This window comes from Marinobacter gudaonensis, from assembly GCF_900115175.1.
Classification (GTDB): Bacteria; Pseudomonadota; Gammaproteobacteria; order Pseudomonadales; family Oleiphilaceae; genus Marinobacter; species Marinobacter gudaonensis.
On record NZ_FOYV01000001.1, the window covers coordinates 2,291,658 to 2,311,685 of the forward strand.

A 20,028-nucleotide genomic window follows, 5' to 3' on the forward strand; every position below is an offset into this window, starting at 1 on the left:
AATGTGGACACTGATTACCGGGGCGAGCTCCGGCATCGGCCGGGCCCTGGCCCTGGAGCTGGGGCAACAGGGCCACGACCTGATGCTGTCCGGCCGCGACAAGGGCCGCTTGACGGCGGTGGCAGAGGCAATTCGGGAGCAGTCGCCCGGATGTCAGGTTGAAATACTGCCTGCGGACCTGTCAGACCCGGCCAGCACCCGGGAATTGGCGGCCAGGATCGGCGAGGAGGTCGAGCGCCTCAATGCCTTTATTTACTGCGCCGGCATTGGCGAGCCGGCGCCGGATTTCGCCAGCCTGGAACTGATTGATTTCCAGGAAGCGCTGGCGGTGAACGTCTCGGCGCCCCTGTTGCTTTGCCAGCAGCTGTTGCCGTTGATGCGTGGCGGCGATACGGCGTCCCGCATCGTGATGATCGGCGCCGGAATGGATAAACAGGCCCAGCCCGGCACCGGTAGCTACGGCATCAGCAAGATGGCCCTGCGCCGGCTGGTGCGCCAGATGGCGGTGGAGTTCGACACTATGGCCGACGGACCGGTGGTCAGTCTGTTCCAGCCGGGGTTGGTGGATACCCCGGGCATCCGGAGACACATTGCCAAGGCGGAAAACCTCGATCTGCCCCATGCCCGGTGGCTGGCAGGCCGGCTTGAGGCCGGCGAATGCCTCACCGCGGAACAGGCGGCCAGCGCTCTGGCCTTCACTCTTCGGCAAGTCCCCGACAGCGATTTCCATGGGGCGGTATTTAACGGTCGGGATCTGGTGGATTCGCTGTCGTTCGCGGCCAGTTGACGGGGCCCGGAGGCCTGATCAACTTCGTTGGGGCCTAGAGCGGCACCCGCATGGTTTCCGAACCGCTCTCCGGCATGCCGATCATCTCATCGGTGCCGGTGGGCGGAATCACCTCGGTGTGTTCAACCTGATAATCGTGGAAATACTCCCGTACCGCACAGGCGCCGGAGAACATCACCGGCTTGTCGTAGGCGTCGGTGAGTACATAACCCTGGCCGTTCAGGTAGAACCGCGCCATGTAATAGCGGCCCTCCATGGAAACAATCTCCAGAAGGGAAATCGGATCGTTTTTGTGGGATTTCAGCTCTCCGGTATCCATATGCATGGGAAGTCTCCCGCAGGTTTGTTGTCGTAAACATCTCTACGGCGGATCCTGGTAAACAGGTCATATAATGATCAGAAAAGGGAGGCATCCAGGGCAGGTCGTATTGATCCGTGAACGAGCAACCACGAGGTGGTGCTATGAGACTCAAACAGGAACGGGCCGGGATCCCGCCGGCCCCATGGCTGCTAGCGGCGGCCTTCGCCTGGGCACTGGTCTGGGCAGCCGGCGTTCAGGCCGAGAGCGCAGACAAAGACGCAGACATCCAGGAAACCATCCTCCGGCAGATCGAGGCGTTTGCCAACGACGATCGCGAACAGGCCTGGGCCTTTGCCTCCGAAGGTGTCAAACGACGTTTCGGTTCTTCCGATGTCTTCGTCGCCATGGTGCGGGAGGCCTACCCGGCAGTGCATCAGGCCACCGCCATTGAGTTCACTCAAAGGGTGCCCCACGGCGCCTTCGAGATTCAGGTGGTCCGGTTGCAGGGCCCCGATGGCAAACGCTGGGATGCCTATTACCGGATGGTGATGAGCGAGGGCGACTGGAAAGTCGCGGGGGTGCGGCTGCACCCCGCCGAACTGGGTATCTGAGCGGCGTCGTCAGACCAGGTGTCGGCCGCCGTCCAGCGGCAGCGTGCGGCCTGTAATGTAGGGGTTGTCCAGCAGGAACTGGATGGTGTCCACGGCCACCCGGGTGCCCGGTTCGATGCCCATCAGGGATTTTTTCAGGGTTTTTTCCCGGTATTCGGCGCTGTCGTCGTCGTTGAAGATAATCAGCGAGGGCGCCAGGCTGTTCACCTTCACCCTGGGCGCCAACAGCCGCGCAAACGACAGGGTCAGATTGGTCAGCGCCGCTTTGCTGGCGGCATAGGCAATGTGTTTGGCGCTGCCCCTCTCCACCACATAATCCGTCATGTGAATGATATCTGTGGTCGAATCCCCCTTCTCCAACAGATCCCGGCAGGCCAGGTTGATGCGGTAGGGCGCCATGGCGTGTATCTGCATCATGGCGCTCATCACGGCTTCCGGTGGCTGGTCTGGACTTTCCGGGAGCCAGTCGGAGGCGTTGTGGATGATGGCTCTGAGCTGGTCGGTCTCATGCCGGAGTGTCTCGATAAACCGGTCGATGCCCTCGTTGGTGCCGAAATTCGCCTGGATGCATCGGGCGCCGGCTTGCTGCAGTTGGTCGATCCCCGGTCGGTGGGATCGATAGGTGGCAATAACAGGCTGATTGCGGGACAGGCAGGCTTTCGCGTAGGCCAGGCCGATTCTCTGGCCGGCTCCGGTGATCAGGATGGGGGCGGTCATGACAGCTCCGTTCAGGGTTCGATCTGTTTAATCTCCGCATTGAATACGTCGATGATCGTCTCACAGAGCCATTTGTGTCCGGATTCTTTTTCCGAGTTGGGGTCCCAGCACAGGTCGAAGGAGAAGACGACTTCCTCCAGGGGCAGCGGCGCGGCCTTGAGGTGTTTGAGGCGCGGGTCCAGGTCCAGCAGACGGCGCGGCGCTATGGCAATGAGGTCGGTGGTCAGCAGCATGTCCGGGATGGTGTCCCAGCTGTCCACCACCAGTGCCGAGTGCCTTTCCAGTCCCCGACCGGCCAGGGCATCGTCAATCACCGTGGTGCCCGTGGACGCCTGCGACAGCTTGACGTGGGGCAGGCGGGCATAGAGCTCCGCGGTCATGGGTTCCGCCGCCCGGGGATGGTCCGGTCGCATCAGCACCACCACGTCGTCGGCCATCAGGCGCTGGCTGCGCACGGCTTTCGGCTTGAGCCGGCCGGGCGTCAGACGGATCTGGGCATCCACGCGGTCCCAGCCCGAGCTCTCGGAGGAAATGGAGAACGGCAGGATATCAATCGTGATGTTGGGCGCTTCTTCCCGGACTCGCCGGGCAAAACTGGGGAGAAAGAAGCCGGAGATGTAGTTGGCCACCTGCATGCTGAAGACCCGGTCGGATTCCGCCGGCACGAACTGCTGCTGGGCGCTGATGGCACTGGACAGGCAGGACAGCCCGTCCTCCACCTGGACAATGATCTCCCTGGCCCGGTCGGTCGGCTCGAGCCCCTTGGCGGTCCGGTAGAACAGCTGGTCGTTCAGCATCACGCGCAGCCGGCCCAGGGCGTGGCTGACCGCTGAAGGGGACAGCCCCAGCTCACTGGCCACCTTGGAAATAGAGCGTTGTTCCATGATGTTGGTGAAAATAACCAGCAGGTTCAGATCAAAATCCCGAAGATTCACCATGTTTGTCCGGTCTCGCTGCAGCCTTCGTTATTGTTATCGGAGACTAGTCTTGCAGACCGGCCGGGGAAGCGCCACTTTGGTGAGCGTTGCGGCGGGAAGCAAACAGACCCGGTGCCTGGACCGGGCACCGGGTTCGGCAAAAAACGCCGGAAGGAGAATCGTCGGTTGCCTGCGGATGCCCGGCGGTCAGCCGAAGGTCTCCGGCAGCCAGAGGGTTACCGCCGGAACGTAGGCCACCAGGGCCACCACGGCGATCAACACCAGCATGAAGGGCCAGATATGCCGGGCCACGGTTTCCACGCGTAGGCCACTGATGCTGGAGGCGACGAAAATGGAGTAGCCGACCGGCGGTGTGACCATGCCCACGGCAAAGTTGATCACCACCATGGCACCCAGCTGGATCGGCTCCAGGCCAATCTGTTGGCCAAGGCCAATGAGCACGCCACTGAGGATCACCATGGCGGAAATGTTGTCCATCACCGCGCCCAGCAACAGGAGCATGACGTTGACGATCAGCAGCAGCAGGATCGGATTGTCCGTGAGGGTCAGCAGGGCCCGGGTCAGTTGGGCGGGAATCTGCTCGCTGGCCATGACCCAGGCAAAGCCGTAGGCCACGGCCACGATGAACATGATGACGCCGGTGGTTCGCATGGAACTCATCAGGATGGCCGGCAGGGTTTTCCAGTCCAGATCCCGGTAGAGGAACACGCCCACGATGGCGCTGTAGAGAACGCCGACCATGGCCGCCTCGGTGGGCGTGAACATGCCGCTGTAGATGCCGCCCAGGATGACCACGGGCGCCAGCAATGCCCACACGCCATCTTTCAGCGCGTGCAGGAACTCCCGGCCGGTGGCGCGTTTTTCCCTCTCCACGCCGTGAAAACGCGCGTACAGCACGCTCACCACACAAAAACCGGCGGCGGCAATAAGGCCGGGAATGATGCCGGCCAGGAACAGCTTGGCAATGGATTCTTCGGCGAGCACGCCCCAGATCACCATGGGAATGGAGGGCGGAATCATCTGCCCGAGCGGGCCCACGGCGGTGGCCAGTGCCGCCGCGTAGCCGCGCTGATAGCCCCGACTTTCCATCTCGTCGATCATGATCGAGCCTACCGCCGCGGTGGTTGCCGGTGCGGAGCCGGAAATGGCGCCGAAGAAGGTGCCGGCGGCCACGGTAGACATGGAAAGACCGCCGGTGAGATGGCCAAAACAGGTTTCCGCCACCCGAACCAGGCGCCGGGACAGGCCGCCGGCACTCATCACCTCGCCGGCCAGGATAAAGCCCGGAATGGCCAGCAGGCTGGTGACGTTGCTGCCGGCGATGAGCTGCTGCGGCAGAATCATTGGATTGACCTCGGCCATCCACAGGCCAACGGCAGCCAGCAACCCGATGGTGAAGGCAATTGGAACGCCAAGGGCCAGTAGAACCACCAGCCCGACCACCATGACAGTACCGATTTCACCCATGGGTTTGCTCCGCGGAAGAATGGATCGGCCGTGGCCGAACCAGCAGGATCAGGGCGTGAATACCGATCAGGGCACCACCAACGGGTACCGCGGCGCTCTCCAGCCAGATTGGATAACGGACTGCGGGTGACACCTGCCCGCTGGTAAACTCGGCAAAGTTCCAGCCAGTCCAGAGCATCACCAACCCCAGAGCCAATACCAGTACCAGGATACCCCGCTCAACCAGCTCGCCAAGAAGCGGTGGCAAGGCGTCGACCAGCAGGGTTACCCGAACATGGCCACCGGTGCGAACCAGGGCGCTGGCGAAGAGAAAGACCGTCCAGGTGAAGGCCAGGGCTGCGACCTCATCACTCCACACCAGCGCATCACCCAGCACGTACCGATAAAAAACACCCAGTAACAGGCTGATGATCATGACCAGGGCAGTTACCGCACCGATCACCTGGGACCCGAAGGCCAGGCCCAGGCCGAACTTGTCCAGATACTGATACATTCACAAGGTTCCCATTGAAAATCCCGGAACGCCGGCCATCCGTGGCCGACCACTTTATCCGACTGCGTTATTCACTCACCTGCTTGAGTGCGGTATCAACGATGTCCGAGCCGATCTTGCCGCGGTACTCGTCGTAGACGCCGGAAACCTTGTTGCGGAAGGCGTTGATATCGTCCACCTCATTAACGGTCATTCCGGCGGCCTTGATCTGCTCAAGCACCTCGCCGTTGTTGGCGGCTACCGTCTCCCGCTGGCGGTCTATGGCGCGCCTGGCGGCCTGACGGACCTTTTCCTGGGTATCGGCGGACAGCTTGTTGAAGGTCTGTTTGGACATCAGCAACGCCAGGGCGTTGTAGGTATGGCTGGTCAGCGACAGGTAGCTGGTGACCTCGGGGTATTTGTTGGCATAGATAACCGGCAGGGGAATTTCCAGGCCGTCCACGGTGCCCTGTTGCACGGCGGTGAACACGTCACTCCAGGCCATGGGCACCGGGTTGGCGCCGATGGCGCGGAAGCTGGCGATAAACAGGTCGCTGGGCTGAACGCGCAGTTTCACGCCGTTGAAGTCCTCCGGGGTCTTTATCGGGCGTTTGTTGTTGATGGTGTGGCGAAAGCCGGCCTCCGGAAAACCCAGCCCGATGATGCCCTTGGAATCGAGTTTGGCCATCAGCGTTTTACCCACCTCGCCGTCCAGTACCTTGTGGGCCTGGGCATTGTTGGCGTAGAGGAACGGCAGGTCGTTGAGCTGGAAGGCGGAGTCGAGCGTGCCTACCTGGGTACCGGTGATCACGCCGGCATCCATGGTGCCAAACTGCATGGCCTGCAGCATGGCGGTGTCGTTACCCAGCTGATGGTTGGGATAGAACTGCACATTGAATTCACCCGGTGCGGCCGCCTCCAGCTCCTCGGCAAAATAGTGGGCGGCGATGGCGTAGGGGTCCACCTTGCTGTCGGCGGTGGTCCAGCCCAGTTTGATGGTGGTCTGGGCCTGGCTGACCGTGGCAGCACAGAGCAGCAGGGCGGTGGCAATGGACTTGCGAGGGATCAGTTTCATTGTTGTTCTCCGGTCAATAGCAAACTGGGATTATCGATTGGTCGGTTTATCCCGTTCTTTTATTCCGTTTTACCCAATCTTTATCCGTTTATTGTTTCCCGAATTCAATCGGTAAAAATCAATTTAGGGTAAAGAAATAAAAAGCGCAAATTTAATGTAATTCAGGGGTTTGTGAATACTGTGCACGTTACCTTTTTGAACTTGATTCATGTCTATGTGCATGAAATTGAATTTATAAAAACCGCTTCAAATAAAGGATATCAGCGGATATATTTCATGTGTTCGCTATTTATAAAAAGATAAATAAACGAAAAGGGCCGGATTATGACTCGGGATTTATCATGTGCAATAAAGCGATTGGATAAAGATTTTCTGTGGCCGGAAAACAGTCGCTTGGCCGTTAACCTGAACATCGCCTATGAGATGTGGACACCCGGGGCCTGCTCCAGTGTGAACCCTATGGGCAACGTGCTGTCCGGCGACCGGATTGACCCCAACGCCGACAGTTACGGCCGCTATAACGCCAATGCCGGAGCCAGGCGATTATTCGATATTGCCGAACGCCACGGCGTCGCCGCCAGCGTGTTTACCTCCGGTCGCGTGGCCGAACATCATGCCGGAGAGCTGAAGCGGCGAGCAGACGTTGGCCACGAGATCATCGGCCACAGCTACGGCCAGGACATGCTGTTTCCCTACCTGTCTGAAGACGAGGTTGAAGACAACATTGCCACCTCCACACGTCTGCTCGAGCAGGCCACCGGCCGGCGGCCCCGGGGCTGGATCAGCCCGAGGATCACATCGGATCTAGCGGTTCAGCAGCGTCTGGCGCGGCATGGTTACCAGTGGCACGGCGATGCCCTCGATGACGATGTGCCCTACCTGCAGCAGTTCGACGACAGTGAGATCCTGGCCATTCCCTTTACCATCGACTTCAACGACCTGCCCCACGCCATGCGCTTCGGCCGGACCCCCGCGCAGTTCGTGGATATGTTCTACCTCACGGTGGACAAGCTGCTGGCCAGTAACCGGGAAACCCTGATCCTGGATGTGATTGTACACGGCCACTGTTACGGCCGCCCGGCCGGGGCCTGGGCGTTCGAGGACATTGTCCGGCGCTGCGTGGATCAGCCGGGCGTGTGGGTAACCACCAGGGGACAGATCTTCGATTATGTGAGACCATTTTTCGACGACTGAAACCGGAGGCACATCGCCAGGACACCATGGCAGTACGGAACCCGACCCATCGACCATCGGGTACCGCAGATCTGAACAATCCGCTGTACTACCTCGAGAACATGGAGACCGTGGTGGACTGGGTGTACCGTCATCACCCGGACCTGCTCACCCCGGCGGAAGGTGACCGGCTGGCGGACTTTGCCCGATTGACGGTGCCGGCCCGGGCCCTGTTGACCCGGATGGTGATGCGCTCGGGTGAATTGTTCCGCACCGACAAGCTGCATTACCCGGAGCTTGGCGCGCCGGCGTCGCAGGCGCTGGCCGAGCTGGCTGGCACCGGCTGGCTGGACGCCGAACCGTCGGTGAGCCTGGATGACCTGTTCAGGCTGTTCACCCTGGCCGAACTGCGCCCTGTTTTCGCCGACACCCTCAAAGGCGCCGGCGCGCCTCCCTCCCTCCCTAAAGCCCAGATGCGTGAGACGTTACGCGCCCGGTTTCCCGATGCGAGGTCTATTGAAGACTGGCTGGGTGCGGGTCAGCCAGGCGTTGTGAAGCTGAACACCATGGCCCTGTTCGATCGGATCCGCCTGATGTTTTTCGGCAATCTGCGCCAGACCTGGTCGGATTTCGTCCTCGTGGAGCTGGGCCACCAGCGCTATGAAACCGTCCCTTTTACTCCGGAGTCCCGGGCGTTCCAGCACCGGGCCGAAGTGGACCTGTACCTGACCATGCACCAGTGTCGGCAATGGCTGGATGACGGGCTGCCCGCCCGGGAGGTGTGGCCAGAGGTGCCGCCACCCTCAGACAACGCCTGGCTGGCCAGCCGCCGAGACCGCCTGTTGCTGGAGCTGGGCCGACAGGCCGAGCGCCAGGGCGATCGGGAACTGGCCCTTAAGGCCCTGTCCGAAAGCAGCCACCGGGAGGCCAGGCTGAAGCAGTTGCGCCTGCTGGAGCGGATGAAGCGCTTCGGGCAGGCCTGGGAGATTGCCATCGCCTGGGACGCACAGGATCTGAGCGACGCCGAGAACCAGGGGCTGGCCCGCATCCTCCGGCGGCTGGCCCCAAAGGTTGGAGGCCCGGCGCCGGTAAGGACCGACTCGCCAACCCTCCGTGAAACGGTTCTCACCCTGCCAAGACCCGAGGCAGGTTCGGTGGAGCATGCCGTGCAGCAGCACCTGTCGCGGCCCGATGCACCCGCCTACTACGTGGAGAACACCCTGATCAACGGGCTGTTTGGCCTGCTGTGCTGGCAGACGATCTTCGCGCCGGTGCCCGGGGCCTTCTTCCATCCGTTCCATGTGGGCCCGGCGGACCTGACCCGGGAGGATTTCGTCAGCCGGCGGCGCCTCGCCCTCGAGCAGGCCTTCGGCTATCTGCAAGATGGCAGCTACCGGCAGCGTATCCTCGAAAATTACCGGGCCAAGTACGGCATCAGCAACCCGTTCGTGGTCTGGCCGGTGCTCACCGAAGACCTACTGGAGGTGGCGCTGGACTGCCTGCCGGCGGTCGACCTTGAGAAACTGTTCCGTCGCCTGCTGCGCAACATCCGCGAGCATCGCAGCGGCCTGCCCGACCTGATCCGCTTTTTCCCCAACCGCAACGATGGTCAGAAGCGCTACGAACTGATCGAGGTGAAAGGCCCGGGCGATCGGCTCCAGGATCATCAGATCCGTTGGCTGGAGTTCTTCTCGGTCGAAGGCATCCCCGCCAGTGTCTGCTATGTACGATGGCAGGACAGCGAGGCGCCGGAATGACGCTCAAGGTTGCCGTTCGGACATTGTGTGAGTTTGCCGCCCGAAAGGGCGATCTGGATTTCCGCTATACCCCGGCGCCGAGTGCCGAGGAGGGCATCGCCGGCCATCAGGCGATCCAGTCCCGGCGAGGTTACGGCTACCAAAGTGAGTACCCGCTGACCGGTGAATGCCTGGGCTTGCTGCTTTCCGGACGGGCCGATATCTACAATTCGCACCGCGGCCGACTGGAGGAAATCAAGACCCACCGGGGCGACCTCTCCCGGATCCGTGAGCACCAGCGGGCGCTCCACCGGGCCCAGCTTAGAGCCTACGGCGCGCTTCTGTGTCGACAGGAAAACGTCAAAACCCTGGAAATGGCGCTGATTTACTACGACACGGGTAGGGACAAGGAAACGCCAGTGGTGGAGACCGCCAGTGCCGAGGAGCTCTGGCAGGAACTGGAAGTTCTTTGTGGTGAATACAAGGCCTGGGCCGAACAGGAGGCGCATCACCGCGAGCAGCGGAATGCCCTGCTCTCAGGCCTTACCTTTCCCTTTTCCGCGTTCCGCCCCCGACAGCGCCAGCTGGCGGAGACGGTGTACAAGAACTCGGTAAAGTCTGGCGTCCTGTTGCTGGAAGCTCCCACTGGTCTGGGCAAGACCCTCGGGACCTTGTTTCCCGCGTTGATGGCGATGCCGACTGCGGAACAGGATCGGCTATTTTATCTCACCTGCCGCAACACCGCCCGGCAGCTCGCCATGGATGCGGTGGCCCGCTTGCGTTCGGCTCAAAGCGCCCGGAAATGGCCACTGCGAACCCTGGAACTGGTCTCCAAAGACGACGCCTGCGAACACCCGGACAAAGCCTGTCATGGCGAATCCTGCCCCCTGGCCAAAGGCTTTTTCGACCGGCTGCCCGATGCCCGGGCCGAAGCCGCTCAGACCGAAGGCACACTGGATCAGCACAGGTTGGCGAAGATCGCCGCCGGTCACGATATTTGCCCCTATTTTCTGGCTCAGGAAATGGCCCGTTGGAGCGATGTGGTGATCGGCGACGTGAACCGGCTGTTTGATCAATCCGCCCTGCTCCATGGATTGATTGGCCAGAACAACTGGAAGGCCAGTGTACTGGTGGACGAGGCCCACAATCTGGTGGACCGGGGGCGGGGTATGTACTCGGTTCGGCTGGATCAGCAGCGTTTGCTGAGGATCAAGAAGACAGCGCCGAAGCCTCTGAAATCCGCCATCGACCGCACAGCCCGCGCCTGGCAGAGCCTCATCCGCGATCACCAGGCCGGGGATGAAACCCCGGTGTTTCTGGAATCGCTGCCAGCCCAGTTGCTGGGCGCCCTGCAGGCGATGGTTTCCAGCCTTACCGATTACCTGGCCGACCATCCGCCGGACCTGGCGCTTCAGGAGCTGCTGTTCGAAAGCGTGGCTTTCATGAAACTGGCGGACACCTTCGGCGACCACTCCCTGTGCGAGCTCCAGCGGGCCGGCCGGGGCCGCGCCAGCCTGAGCATCCAGAACCTGGTGCCCGCCGATTTCCTGCGCGAACGGTTTGCCGCGGCGCACTCGGTACTGCTGTTCTCCGCGACTCTGAGCCCGGGCCCCTACTACCGGGACCTGCTAGGCCTGCCGGAGGATGCCCGCTTTACCGCCCTGCCCAGTCCATTCAGCGCCGACCAGCTTCAGGTGCAGTTCACGCCCGGAATCAGTACCCGCCAGGTTCACCGGGAGGCGTCGTTGCCACCGATCGCCGACCTGATTGCCCGCCAGTTCCGCGAGCGGCCCGGGCATTACCTGGCGTTTTTCAGCAGCTTCCGGTACGCCCGGCAGGTCAGTGAAGCACTGGCCCGGCAGGCGCCGGATGTGCCCCAGCGATCACAGGAGCCTGGCATGTCGGCCCGGCAACGGACGGAGTTTCTGGCCGGATTCCGGGAGCCGGAGGGCACCGTGGCGTTTGCGGTGCTGGGCGGGGTGTTCAGCGAGGGCATTGATCTGCCCGGTGACCAGTTGATCGGCGCCTTTGTGGCCACGCTCGGCCTGCCGCCTTTCGATGCCTGGCACGAGATCCTGAAAGCCCGCCTCGAGCAGCGCTTTCACTCGGGTTACGAGTACACCTATCTGATTCCGGGGTTGCAGAAAGTGGCCCAGGCGGCGGGCCGGGTTATCCGCACCCCGGAGGATCGGGGCGTGATCTGGCTGATTGATGACCGTTTCCTGCAGCCCGGAGTCAATCGGCTGCTGCCCCGGTGGTGGTTTGCGGCGCCTGAAGGCCCGGGGCTCTCGGGCGAGTCTTCAGCGAACGGTTGATGGTGACCGTCTTGCAGGGGGTTCCCGGCTCCAGCGCCGCCATGGCCTGATCGAGCGTAGCCCGGGCGATGGCTTCGTGGTCCTGGGGCAGGGAGTTGACGGAAACCGGCAGGAAATCCAGCAGCCGGTCATCGCCGAAGGTGGCGAGGCGCAACTGCTGCGGGAGCCCGTCCGGCAGGTCCAGCAACACGTCCAGCACACCCTGGAGCAGGGTATAGGAAGCAGTCACCAGAGCGTCTGGCAGCCCGTGCTCCTGCAGAATCCGGGTCATCATGGTGGCCCCGGAATCCCGGTCGTAATGGGGACCGCTTTCGACCAGAGGGCTGACACCCGCCTCGTTGGCCGCAGCCAGGAAGCCTTTTCGCCGGTCGCGGGTCATGGCCAGTTCCGGCACCGCGTCCAGCCAGGCGATGCGGGCGGTGTCGGGTGCAAGTACCGAGCGGGTCAGTTCCTGGGCGGCCGCGCGATTGTCGCTGAGCACGCAGAGCAGCTGGTCGGGTGACTGGGCCCGATCCACCGCCACCACCGGTAACCCGGCCTTCTGCAACTGGGGGTAGAAGGGATCGTCTGGCGCCAGGGCGCTGGCCACGATAAGCACATCGCACCGCCTTGCTTTCAGGGATCTTGCCAGTTCCTTCTCGGTGTCGGGGTTGTCATCCGAGCCTGCAATCAGTAATTGATAGCCCCGGGCGCGGGCGCCCTGTTCCAGCAGCTTGGCCAGTCGGGCGTAACTGGTGTTTTCCAGATCCGGCAGGATGAAGCCGAGGGTGCGGCTGGCCCCACCCCTGAGAGCTGCGGCCTGGGTATCCACCTGAAAATCGTGGGCCTGGGCCACCGCCAGCACCTTGTCGATGGTTTCGGCCTTGATGCGCCGGGCCGGCCCCTGGCCGTTGAGCACGTAACTGGCGGTGGTTCTGGATACGCCGGCCAGTCGGGCCAGTTCCGCAAGCGTCATGGTGAACCGCTCCCCTCAAAGATTGCTTGATTTCTGATCATATCTGTTTCATCATCGATTTTAAGCATGCTGACACGATTCAGCAAACAAAAACGACGACGCGTTACCAGAACGGCATGCGCGACCAGAACAAAAAGCGAGGCACACATGCTGACGCTCACCGCCAACGACGTTCGACTGGGTGCCAGGGCCACAGACTGGCAGGATGCCCTGACCCAGGCAGCCCAGGACCTTGAACAGGCCGGCCGCACCGCCACCGCTTACCGGGACGGCATGATGGCCCGGGAACGGCAATCTTCCACGGTCCTGGGCAACGGCATCGCCATTCCCCACGGCACACCCGAAAGCCGCGAGGCGGTACTGGCCACCGGAATCCGGCTGCTCCAATTTCCGGATGGCGTTACCTGGCACGACGGCGCCCGCGTTCACGTGCTGGTGGCCATTGCCGCCCAGTCGGACGAACACCTGGAGATTCTCCGCCACCTTACCCGCGTGCTGGACAAACCCGGCCTTGCGGGCAAGCTTGCCCGAGCCACGGATGCCGAGGAGCTGGTGGCATTGCTGTCGAAAGCCCCCGCAGTGGCCAAGTGCGACAGCGAGACCCTGTGTCTGGGCGTCGACGCAACCACCCCGAACGAGCTGGCCCTGGTGGCGGCGGCGCGACTGCAAAGTCTGCACTGTGTGGACACCGAATTTCTTGCCAGCATCATTGGCCAGCCGCTGGTGGAACTGGGCCAGGGTTTCTGGCTGACCCACCATACCGTTGGCGCCCGGCGTCCGACCCTGTCGCTGGCGACTCCCAAGCGCACCAGTCCTGGGCTGCGAGGGGTGTTCTGCCTGGCTGGCCACGGCGACGAATGTCACGACCTGCTCGATCGCATGGATCATTTCCTGGCCAGCGGCGAGCCGATCGACGGCCTGAACGCCGAGGCCGTGCTGGCCAGACTGTCCGGGGAAGCGGCCGATGCGGTCACCGCCAGGGTGACCCTGCTCAATACCCACGGCCTGCACGCCCGGCCCGCCAAACAGCTGGTGCAGGAGGCGCGTCGCCACAATGCCGCCATCCGGATTCGACTGCAGGAAGGCGACGGCAGTGCCGTGTCGGCCACCAGCCTCACCCGGGTGATCGGTCTGGGCGCCCGCCGGGGCCAGACGCTCCTGTTATCGGCAACCGGAGACGAGGCCCGACAGGCCATTCATGCCTTGACCCGGGCCATTGAAGACGGCTTGGGCGAAACCGTGTCGCCCCTGCGCCAGGCCGAGCAGCCCTCCGCCGAGCCGCAAGCTCAACCCGCCGAACCCCTGGCCGATGACCAGCCTGTGAAAGCCGTGGCGGCCTCGCCGGGCCTGGCGCTGGCGCCGGCGTTCGTCATGCGGCAGCCGGTACTGGACTATTCGGCATCGGCGGCAGACGGTGAACATGAGATCCAGCGTCTGAACCGGGCCCTGGACGACTCGGACGGCCAGTTGCGCAGCCTGATCCGGCAGGCGGAAGGCGGCGAAGCCGCGCCGATTCTCTCGGTGCACGTCGAAATGCTGCAGGACGAGGATCTGTATCAGGCCGCGCTGGAAGCAATCAACGAAGGCGGCTCCGCGGAGGCCGGCTGGTGGCAGGCCATCGATACCGCCGCCCGGGCCCAGGAAGCCCTGGCCGATCGTCTGCTGGCGGAACGCGCCGCGGATCTTCGGGATGTCGGCCGCCGGGTGCTGGCCAATCTCTGCGGTGTCGCCATGCCCACACCACCGGACACGCCCTACGTGCTGGTGGCCGACGACCTCGGTCCATCGGACGTGGCCCGGCTGGACACCACCCGGGTGCGGGGCCTGGTAACCGCCCGGGGCGGCGCCACCTCCCACAGCGCCATCCTGGCAAGGGCCCTGGGCCTGCCGGCGGTCGTGGGGGCCGGTGAGCGCATACTCACTGTTGCCGACGGTGCCAACCTGGTGGTGGATGGCGAGCGGGGCTGCATCGTGCCCAATCCGGGCCCCGAACGGTGCGAGAAAATCCGCCGCCGGTTGCAGCAGTTGGACGACCTCCAGGCGCAAGCCCACGACCGCCGGCATCAGCCCGCCACCACCCGGGATGGCCACACCATCGAGGTCTGCGCCAACCTGGGCAACACCGCCCACACGCCGGATGCGGTGGACCGGGGCGCGGACGGTGTTGGACTGCTGCGTACCGAATTCATTTTCATGGCCCATCCGGAAGCGCCGGATCTGGCGACCCAGGTGCGCGAGTACCGGCACGCGTTCGATGCCCTGAACGGCTTGCCCCTGGTGGCCCGTACGCTGGACGTGGGCGGTGACAAACCTCTGGATTACTGGCCGCTGCCCCAGGAGGACAACCCGTTTTTGGGCATGCGGGGTATCCGGCTGTCGCTCACTCGCCCGGACATCCTGGAAACCCAGGTGCGGGCCCTGCTGACCGCCGCCGGCGACCGGCCCCTGCGCATCATGTTCCCCATGGTGAAGGATGTCGAAGAGTTCCGGGCGGCTCGGGCCATCGTCTCCCGGGTGCAGGCGGAAGTGGCGGCGAGTGATGTCCAGGTGGGCGTGATGATCGAAGTGCCGTCCTGCGCCTTGCTGGCCTCAACCCTGGCGCCGGAAGTGGATTTCTTCTCCGTCGGCACCAACGATCTGACCCAGTACACCCTGGCCATCGACCGTGGCCACGGCCAGCTCTCGGCGGAATCGGACGGTCTGCACCCCTCGGTGCTGCGGCTGATCCGCATGACCGTGGAGGCGGCCCATGCCCACGATCGCTGGGTTGGGGTGTGCGGCGAGCTGGCCTCGGACCCCCAGGCCATTCCGGTACTGGTGGGCCTGGAGGTGGACGAACTGTCGGTGACCAGTCGCCGCGTGCCCCTGGTGAAGGCCTGTATTCGAGGCCTCAGCCTTGAAAATGCCCGTCGCCAGGCCGAGGCGGCCCTGTCCCTGGCAACTGCGGCCGAGGTGCGTGATGCCCTGGAGGCCTGGTGATGGCCAAGGTTCTTACTGTGACCCTGAACCCGGCCCTGGATCTGAGTGTCGAAACCCAGGTGTTGGTTCCGGGGGAGGTCAATCGCACCGGCAATACCCGGCTGGAGCCGGCCGGGAAGGGCATCAACGTGGCCCGTGTGCTGGCGAGCCTGGGCCATGCGGTCACGGTGACCGGCCTGCTGGGCGAGGCCAATGCCGGGCCCTTTGAACGACTGTTCGAGGTTGAGGGCCTGGATGACCAGTTTGTTCGTATCCCGGGCCAGAATCGCATCAACATCAAGATCGCCGAGAACGGCGGCCGGATGACCGACCTGAACGGGCCGGGTTTCCGGGTGCCGGACGATGTCCTGAATCGCCTGCAAGACCGGTTGGCACCATTGTTGACGACCTGTGACGCGGTGGTGATTGCCGGCAGCCTGCCCGCGGACCTGCCGGCGCCTGCAGTAGCAAGCCTGGTTCGGCAGGCCGCGGATGCCGGCAAGCCCGTGTGGTTGGACGCCAGTGGCGAGGGCCTGGAGGCCGGCCTCAAGGCGGGGCCTTTCGCCGTAAAACCCAACACCGAGGAACTCTCGGAGTGGCTGGGCACGCCGTTGACGAACCTGGCTTCTGTGGCCAACGCGGTTGCCCGCCTGCATGACAGTGGTATCGCCAATGCGGTGGTGTCCATGGGCGCGGACGGCGTGTTGTGGTCCTCGCCCAGGGGCAGTCTGCGATCCCGGGTACCGCCGGTGCCGGTGGTCAGCACCGTGTGTGCAGGCGATACCCTGCTGGCGGGCATGCTCCATGGCGTGCTCGCGGGTCAGCCTGATGACGCGGTACTGGCATTTGCCACCGCCCTCTCGGCCGAATGTGTGCGTCATATCGGGGTGGGAAACCCCGAGGCGCCGGACTTTTCTTCCCTTCTCCAACAGACCCGGGTGCAGGCATGGCCCGTGGACAATAAGACCGGAGAGATGCCGTTATGAATCTGATCATTGTGACTGCCTGTCCCCAGGGCGTGGCAACCCGTTTTCTTGCCGCCCGGGCCCTGGAGCGGGCCGCGAACCGGCGAGGCTGGTCGGTAACCACCGACAGCCGGGGGCCGGATGGGCAAGCGGGCAGCTTGCCCGATGCGTCCACGATCGAGAATGCCGATCTGGTCATCGCCGCGCTGGGCGTGCCGGTGAATCTCGATGCCTACACCGGCAAACCTCTCCTGCAGGTGCCGGTGACGGCGGCGCTTCCGGATCCGGACGCCATTCTCGACCGAGCGAGGGCAGAAGCCGCGCCCTGGGCCCCGGCCAACGCTGGCGCGTCGCTTGAGGCCTCCGGCCATGCTGAGGCCAATGGGTCAGGCGGCAAGCGAATCGTTGCGGTAACCGCCTGCCCAACCGGCGTTGCCCACACCTTTATGGCCGCCGAGGCGCTGACCGCCGCCGCGGAATCGGCGGGCCACCAGATCCGGGTCGAAACCCAGGGCTCGGTAGGCGCCCAGGATCCCCTGACCGGGGATGAGATCGCCAACGCCGACGTGGTCATTCTGGCCTGCGACATTGAGGTGGATCCTGGCCGGTTTGCCGGCAAGCGGGTGTGGCGTACCTCCACAGGCGCGGCCCTGAAAAAGCCTGCCGATACCATTCGCGATGCCCTGGCCGAGGCGAAGGTTCTTGAGTCTGGTCCGCAGAAGGCGGCCAGCAGTGCCGGCGGCGGTGAAAAGCGGGGACCCTACAAGCATCTGCTGACCGGCGTGTCGTTTATGCTGCCCATGGTGGTGGCCGGCGGCCTGCTGATTGCCCTGTCGTTCGTGTTTGGTATTGAAGCCTTCCAGCAGGAAGGCACCCTGGCGGCCGCCCTCATGCAGATCGGCGGTGGCACTGCCTTCAAGCTGATGATTCCGTTGCTGGCCGGATACATCGCCTGGTCCATTGCTGACCGCCCGGGCCTGGCGCCGGGGATGATCGGCGGCTTCCTGGCCGGCGAACTGGGCGCCGGTTTTCTGGGCGGCATCGTGGCCGGGTTTCTTGCCGGCTATGTGGCGCGCTTTATCAGCCAGAAGCTGCCGATGCCGGAAAGCATCGAGTCCCTGAAGCCGATCCTGATCATTCCCCTGCTGGCCAGCCTGGTGACGGGGCTGGGGATGATCTATGTGATCGGCGAGCCCATGGCCGCGATCATGGATGGTCTGACCGGCTTCCTGGAAAGCATGGGCACCACCAATGCCATCCTGCTGGGCGGTATCCTCGGTGCCATGATGTGCTTCGACCTGGGCGGCCCGGTGAACAAGGCCGCCTACACCTTCGGGGTCGGGCTGTTGTCGGAAGGCAGTGGCGGTTCGGCCCCCATGGCGGCGATTATGGCCGCGGGTATGGTGCCGGCCATCGGTATGGGCGTGGCCTCCTTCGTGGCGCGGCGCAAGTTTGCGGAGGCCGAGCGCCAGGCCGGGCGGGCCTCGTTTGTGCTGGGCCTGTGCTTCATTTCCGAAGGCGCCATCCCCTTCATGGCCAAGGATCCCTTGCGGGTGATTCCGGTGTGCATGATTGGCGGGGCCATCACCGGCGCTCTGTCCATGTTGTTCGCCGTCAAGCTGATGGCGCCCCATGGCGGCCTGTTCGTGTTGGCCATTCCCCATGCGGTGAGTGCGGTACTGCCCTACCTGCTGGCGATTGCTGTGGGTTCGCTGGTCATCGGTTTTGGCTACGCGCTGGTGAAAACCGGCAAGGCGGAAGTGGCGGCTGCGGCAGGTTAACAGGGGAAACATGGCCCTCAAACGAGGGCCATCGGAGTTTAGCCGAACACAAAAAACGCCAGCTTGTTGCCGTCCGGATCCTTTACGTAGGCGCCGTAGAACTGGTCGGGAATTCTTTGGCCAGGCTCGCCGTCGCAGGTCGCTCCAAGCTCGATCGCCTTTTTATAAAGGGCGTCTACGGATTCTTTCGAGCCGGCCGGAATGGCAACCATATTGCCATTGCCAGGATGGTTTGGCTGCTCGTTGTAGGGTACACACACGGCCAGCATCGGGGAGCTCATGTTTTTGCCGATGAAGGCGATGCGACCCATATCGAGCAGCACCTTGACGCCTTGATCGCCGAGCAGGTCTGTGTAGAAGGCCTTGGCTTTCGCCATGTCACTGACGCCGAGGGTAACGTATCCAATCATGGTGGTTCTCCGTTTATCGTGGTTGCAGGCGATATCAATACGTTGAAAGGCGGCTCGGGATCATTGGCCGTTGTTGTCGGCCACGACCCGATTCCGGCCAGACCGTTTGGCCGCGTACAGGGACTGGTCGCAGGCGGCGAGCAGGTCTCGCACCGAGGTGTGCTCGCCGCCCTCGCCCGACCAGTTCACCACCCCGGCACTGAAGGTCACGTTGAACACCTTGCCCTCGAAGCTGACAAACCGCTCGCTTTCCATGGCGGTGCGCAGTAGTTCCGCCACATGTCCAGCTTCCGAAAGGCCGGTGTTGGGCATGAAAATCATGAACTCCTCGCCGCCGGTGCGTGCCACCACGTCGGTCTTGCGGGTTCGGGCGTCAATGATCTCGGCGAACCGCTTCAGTACCCCGTCGCCCATGGGGTGGCCATAGGAATCGTTGATGGCTTTGAAGAAATCGATGTCCAGTGAGATGAGTGAGAAAGTTTCGCCGTAGCGCTCACTCTGCGCCACGGATTCCTGAAGTTTGCGCAGCATGTAGCGTCGGTTGAAAAGCCCGGTCAGCTCGTCGGTAATGGACAGCTGCTCCAGTTCCTGTTCAAGGGTCTTCTGCCGGTCGATGTTGGTGACCATGCCGTGCCAGGTAATGGTGCCATCCGGATCCTTCTCCGGCTGGGCCACGCCGCTGAGCCAGGTGACCCGGCCTGCCACCTGTACCCGGTATTCGCACACCCATTCGGACAATGTCTCTGCCGATACCGCAATGCTTTCGCGCAGGGCCGCCAGATCGTCCGGATAGACCAGATTGAAGATCAATTCGGCGTCTTGCAGGCACTGTGCCGGCGACAGTCCGTAGAAATCCTGGGTCTTCTCACTCACATAGCGGAAGTAGTAGTGGCCGTCCGGCTCCATCACAAAGGTGTAAATAATGCCGGGCAGGGATTTGGACAGCTGCTCCAGCTGGTGTTCACTGACCTTCTCCCGCGTCACGTCCAGGTGAGTGCCCATCAGCCAGCGGGTGTTGTGGCCGTGGTCGTCCGTCAGCAGGCAGCCGCGGGTATGGATGTAACGCCAGTCGCCGGATTTGTGGAGCATGCGCACCACGCACTCAAACTGGGGATTCTGGCCATCAAGGTAGCTGGCCAGGGCCTCCCGGGCATTCTGAAGGTCTACCGGATGGCAAAGGTCTTCCCAGGTCTTGAAGGTCACCGGTTCCAGCTCTTCCAGAGAGTAACCCAGCAATTCCGCCCAGCGCGGGTTGTAGATGACCTCGCCCGAGTCCAGATTCCATTCCCAGGTGCCGGCGCCGGTGCCTTCAAGTATGGCTTTCAGCCGTATTTCCGGTGTCAGTTCCATGAGTCCTTCCGTTCACT

General features: G+C 63.2%; 17 protein-coding genes. 8 read left to right on the forward strand and 9 right to left on the reverse strand.

Translation table 11 applies throughout. The annotated features are described in order from the left end of the window. Position 1 precedes the first annotated feature (1 nt). Positions 2-787, forward strand: a complete 786-nt coding sequence (locus BM344_RS10340) for an SDR family NAD(P)-dependent oxidoreductase (RefSeq protein ID WP_091989250.1) — start codon at positions 2-4, stop codon at positions 785-787. Positions 788-821: 34 nt separating this feature from the next. Here the strand turns inward: BM344_RS10340 and BM344_RS10345 are convergent, their stop codons facing one another. Further along, positions 822-1,112 (reverse strand): DUF6482 family protein, encoded by a 291-nt coding sequence (locus BM344_RS10345; RefSeq protein WP_091989253.1) that lies wholly within the window; start codon positions 1,110-1,112, stop codon positions 822-824. Between the two features lie 137 nt (positions 1,113-1,249). On the opposite strand from BM344_RS10345, the gene BM344_RS10350 reads away from it, so the two are divergent. Further along, the gene (locus BM344_RS10350; RefSeq protein WP_091989256.1) at positions 1,250-1,699 is read left to right on the forward strand and encodes a DUF4864 domain-containing protein; all 450 of its coding nucleotides are present in this window, start codon (positions 1,250-1,252) and stop codon (positions 1,697-1,699) included. Positions 1,700-1,708: 9 nt separating this feature from the next. Here the strand turns inward: BM344_RS10350 and folM are convergent, their stop codons facing one another. The 5 genes from folM to BM344_RS10375 all read right to left on the reverse strand — a co-directional run bounded on the left by folM (position 1,709) and on the right by BM344_RS10375 (position 6,368). Continuing rightward, on the reverse strand, positions 1,709-2,416 hold the full coding sequence (gene folM, locus BM344_RS10355) for a dihydromonapterin reductase (protein WP_091989259.1): 708 nt from the start codon (positions 2,414-2,416) through the stop codon (positions 1,709-1,711). A gap of 11 nt (positions 2,417-2,427) precedes the next feature. Beyond that, positions 2,428-3,354, reverse strand: a complete 927-nt coding sequence (locus BM344_RS10360; protein WP_091989262.1) for a LysR family transcriptional regulator — start codon at positions 3,352-3,354, stop codon at positions 2,428-2,430. 186 nt (positions 3,355-3,540) lie between these two features. Next, positions 3,541-4,821: a TRAP transporter large permease gene (locus tag BM344_RS10365; protein ID WP_091989265.1), complete on the reverse strand. Its 1,281-nt coding sequence runs from the start codon at positions 4,819-4,821 to the stop codon at positions 3,541-3,543. Beyond that, the gene (locus tag BM344_RS10370) at positions 4,814-5,314 is read right to left on the reverse strand and encodes a TRAP transporter small permease (protein ID WP_091989268.1); all 501 of its coding nucleotides are present in this window, start codon (positions 5,312-5,314) and stop codon (positions 4,814-4,816) included. Before BM344_RS10370 ends, BM344_RS10365 begins: the two co-directional genes overlap by 8 nt. A 67-nt stretch (positions 5,315-5,381) precedes the next feature. Then, positions 5,382-6,368 carry a TRAP transporter substrate-binding protein gene (locus tag BM344_RS10375; protein WP_091989271.1) on the reverse strand — a complete coding sequence of 329 codons (987 nt, stop codon included), beginning with the start codon at positions 6,366-6,368 and terminating at the stop codon, positions 5,382-5,384. A 393-nt stretch (positions 6,369-6,761) separates the two neighbouring features. Between BM344_RS10375 and BM344_RS10380 the strand changes: the two genes are divergently transcribed. Genes BM344_RS10380 through BM344_RS10390 form a run of 3 tightly spaced genes read left to right on the forward strand, consistent with a single transcriptional unit; the run spans position 6,762 to position 11,592 of the window. Further along, a complete protein-coding gene (locus BM344_RS10380) occupies positions 6,762-7,562 on the forward strand; it encodes a polysaccharide deacetylase family protein (RefSeq protein WP_228143591.1) in 801 nt (266 codons plus the stop codon). Between the two features lie 26 nt (positions 7,563-7,588). Next, entirely contained in the window at positions 7,589-9,298 is a 1,710-nt protein-coding gene (locus tag BM344_RS10385; RefSeq protein ID WP_091989276.1) for a VRR-NUC domain-containing protein, read from the forward strand. Then, complete coding sequence (locus BM344_RS10390) at positions 9,295-11,592, forward strand: helicase C-terminal domain-containing protein (RefSeq protein ID WP_091989279.1); 2,298 nt, start codon at positions 9,295-9,297, stop codon at positions 11,590-11,592. Before BM344_RS10385 ends, BM344_RS10390 begins: the two co-directional genes overlap by 4 nt. Here BM344_RS10390 and cra read toward each other — a convergent pair. Further along, positions 11,513-12,547, reverse strand: a complete 1,035-nt coding sequence (gene cra / locus BM344_RS10395) for a catabolite repressor/activator (protein WP_091989282.1) — start codon at positions 12,545-12,547, stop codon at positions 11,513-11,515. The two genes, BM344_RS10390 and cra, sit on opposite strands and share 80 nt — an antisense overlap. Positions 12,548-12,694: 147 nt before the next feature. Between cra and ptsP the strand changes: the two genes are divergently transcribed. The 3 genes from ptsP to BM344_RS10410 are packed head-to-tail and all read left to right on the forward strand — an operon-like array spanning position 12,695 to position 18,251. Beyond that, positions 12,695-15,526, forward strand: coding sequence for a phosphoenolpyruvate--protein phosphotransferase (gene ptsP / locus BM344_RS10400; protein WP_091989285.1), 2,832 nt, complete (start codon positions 12,695-12,697; stop codon positions 15,524-15,526). Next, on the forward strand, positions 15,526-16,491 hold the full coding sequence (gene pfkB / locus BM344_RS10405) for a 1-phosphofructokinase (protein WP_091989288.1): 966 nt from the start codon (positions 15,526-15,528) through the stop codon (positions 16,489-16,491). The genes ptsP and pfkB overlap by 1 nt, the downstream gene beginning before the upstream one ends. Beyond that, complete coding sequence (locus BM344_RS10410) at positions 16,488-18,251, forward strand: PTS fructose-like transporter subunit IIB (protein WP_091989291.1); 1,764 nt, start codon at positions 16,488-16,490, stop codon at positions 18,249-18,251. The genes pfkB and BM344_RS10410 overlap by 4 nt, the downstream gene beginning before the upstream one ends. A 38-nt stretch (positions 18,252-18,289) precedes the next feature. Here BM344_RS10410 and BM344_RS10415 read toward each other — a convergent pair whose 3' ends face one another. Both BM344_RS10415 and BM344_RS10420 read right to left on the reverse strand, forming a co-directional pair. Then, positions 18,290-18,661 carry a VOC family protein gene (locus tag BM344_RS10415; protein WP_091989294.1) on the reverse strand — a complete coding sequence of 124 codons (372 nt, stop codon included), beginning with the start codon at positions 18,659-18,661 and terminating at the stop codon, positions 18,290-18,292. Between the two features lie 60 nt (positions 18,662-18,721). Next, positions 18,722-20,011 carry a sensor domain-containing diguanylate cyclase gene (locus tag BM344_RS10420; protein ID WP_091989297.1) on the reverse strand — a complete coding sequence of 430 codons (1,290 nt, stop codon included), beginning with the start codon at positions 20,009-20,011 and terminating at the stop codon, positions 18,722-18,724. Positions 20,012-20,028 lie beyond the last annotated feature (17 nt).

Bases quoted from the DNA above. Each gene is read 5' to 3' on its own strand.
- BM344_RS10410 (WP_091989291.1), top strand. From the start codon at position 16,488: ATGAATCTGATCATTGTGACTGCCTGTCCCCAGGGCGTGGCAACCCGT.
- folM (WP_091989259.1), bottom strand. From the start codon at position 2,416: ATGACCGCCCCCATCCTGATCACCGGAGCCGGCCAGAGAATCGGCCTG.
- BM344_RS10345 (WP_091989253.1), bottom strand. From the start codon at position 1,112: ATGCATATGGATACCGGAGAGCTGAAATCCCACAAAAACGATCCGATT.
- BM344_RS10370 (WP_091989268.1), bottom strand. From the start codon at position 5,314: ATGTATCAGTATCTGGACAAGTTCGGCCTGGGCCTGGCCTTCGGGTCC.
- BM344_RS10340 (WP_091989250.1), top strand. From the start codon at position 2: ATGTGGACACTGATTACCGGGGCGAGCTCCGGCATCGGCCGGGCCCTG.
- BM344_RS10365 (WP_091989265.1), bottom strand. From the start codon at position 4,821: ATGGGTGAAATCGGTACTGTCATGGTGGTCGGGCTGGTGGTTCTACTG.
- BM344_RS10360 (WP_091989262.1), bottom strand. From the start codon at position 3,354: ATGGTGAATCTTCGGGATTTTGATCTGAACCTGCTGGTTATTTTCACC.
- BM344_RS10375 (WP_091989271.1), bottom strand. From the start codon at position 6,368: ATGAAACTGATCCCTCGCAAGTCCATTGCCACCGCCCTGCTGCTCTGT.
- BM344_RS10385 (WP_091989276.1), top strand. From the start codon at position 7,589: ATGGCAGTACGGAACCCGACCCATCGACCATCGGGTACCGCAGATCTG.
- BM344_RS10390 (WP_091989279.1), top strand. From the start codon at position 9,295: ATGACGCTCAAGGTTGCCGTTCGGACATTGTGTGAGTTTGCCGCCCGA.
- cra (WP_091989282.1), bottom strand. From the start codon at position 12,547: ATGACGCTTGCGGAACTGGCCCGACTGGCCGGCGTATCCAGAACCACC.
- BM344_RS10415 (WP_091989294.1), bottom strand. From the start codon at position 18,661: ATGATTGGATACGTTACCCTCGGCGTCAGTGACATGGCGAAAGCCAAG.
- pfkB (WP_091989288.1), top strand. From the start codon at position 15,526: ATGGCCAAGGTTCTTACTGTGACCCTGAACCCGGCCCTGGATCTGAGT.
- BM344_RS10420 (WP_091989297.1), bottom strand. From the start codon at position 20,011: ATGGAACTGACACCGGAAATACGGCTGAAAGCCATACTTGAAGGCACC.
- ptsP (WP_091989285.1), top strand. From the start codon at position 12,695: ATGCTGACGCTCACCGCCAACGACGTTCGACTGGGTGCCAGGGCCACA.
- BM344_RS10350 (WP_091989256.1), top strand. From the start codon at position 1,250: ATGAGACTCAAACAGGAACGGGCCGGGATCCCGCCGGCCCCATGGCTG.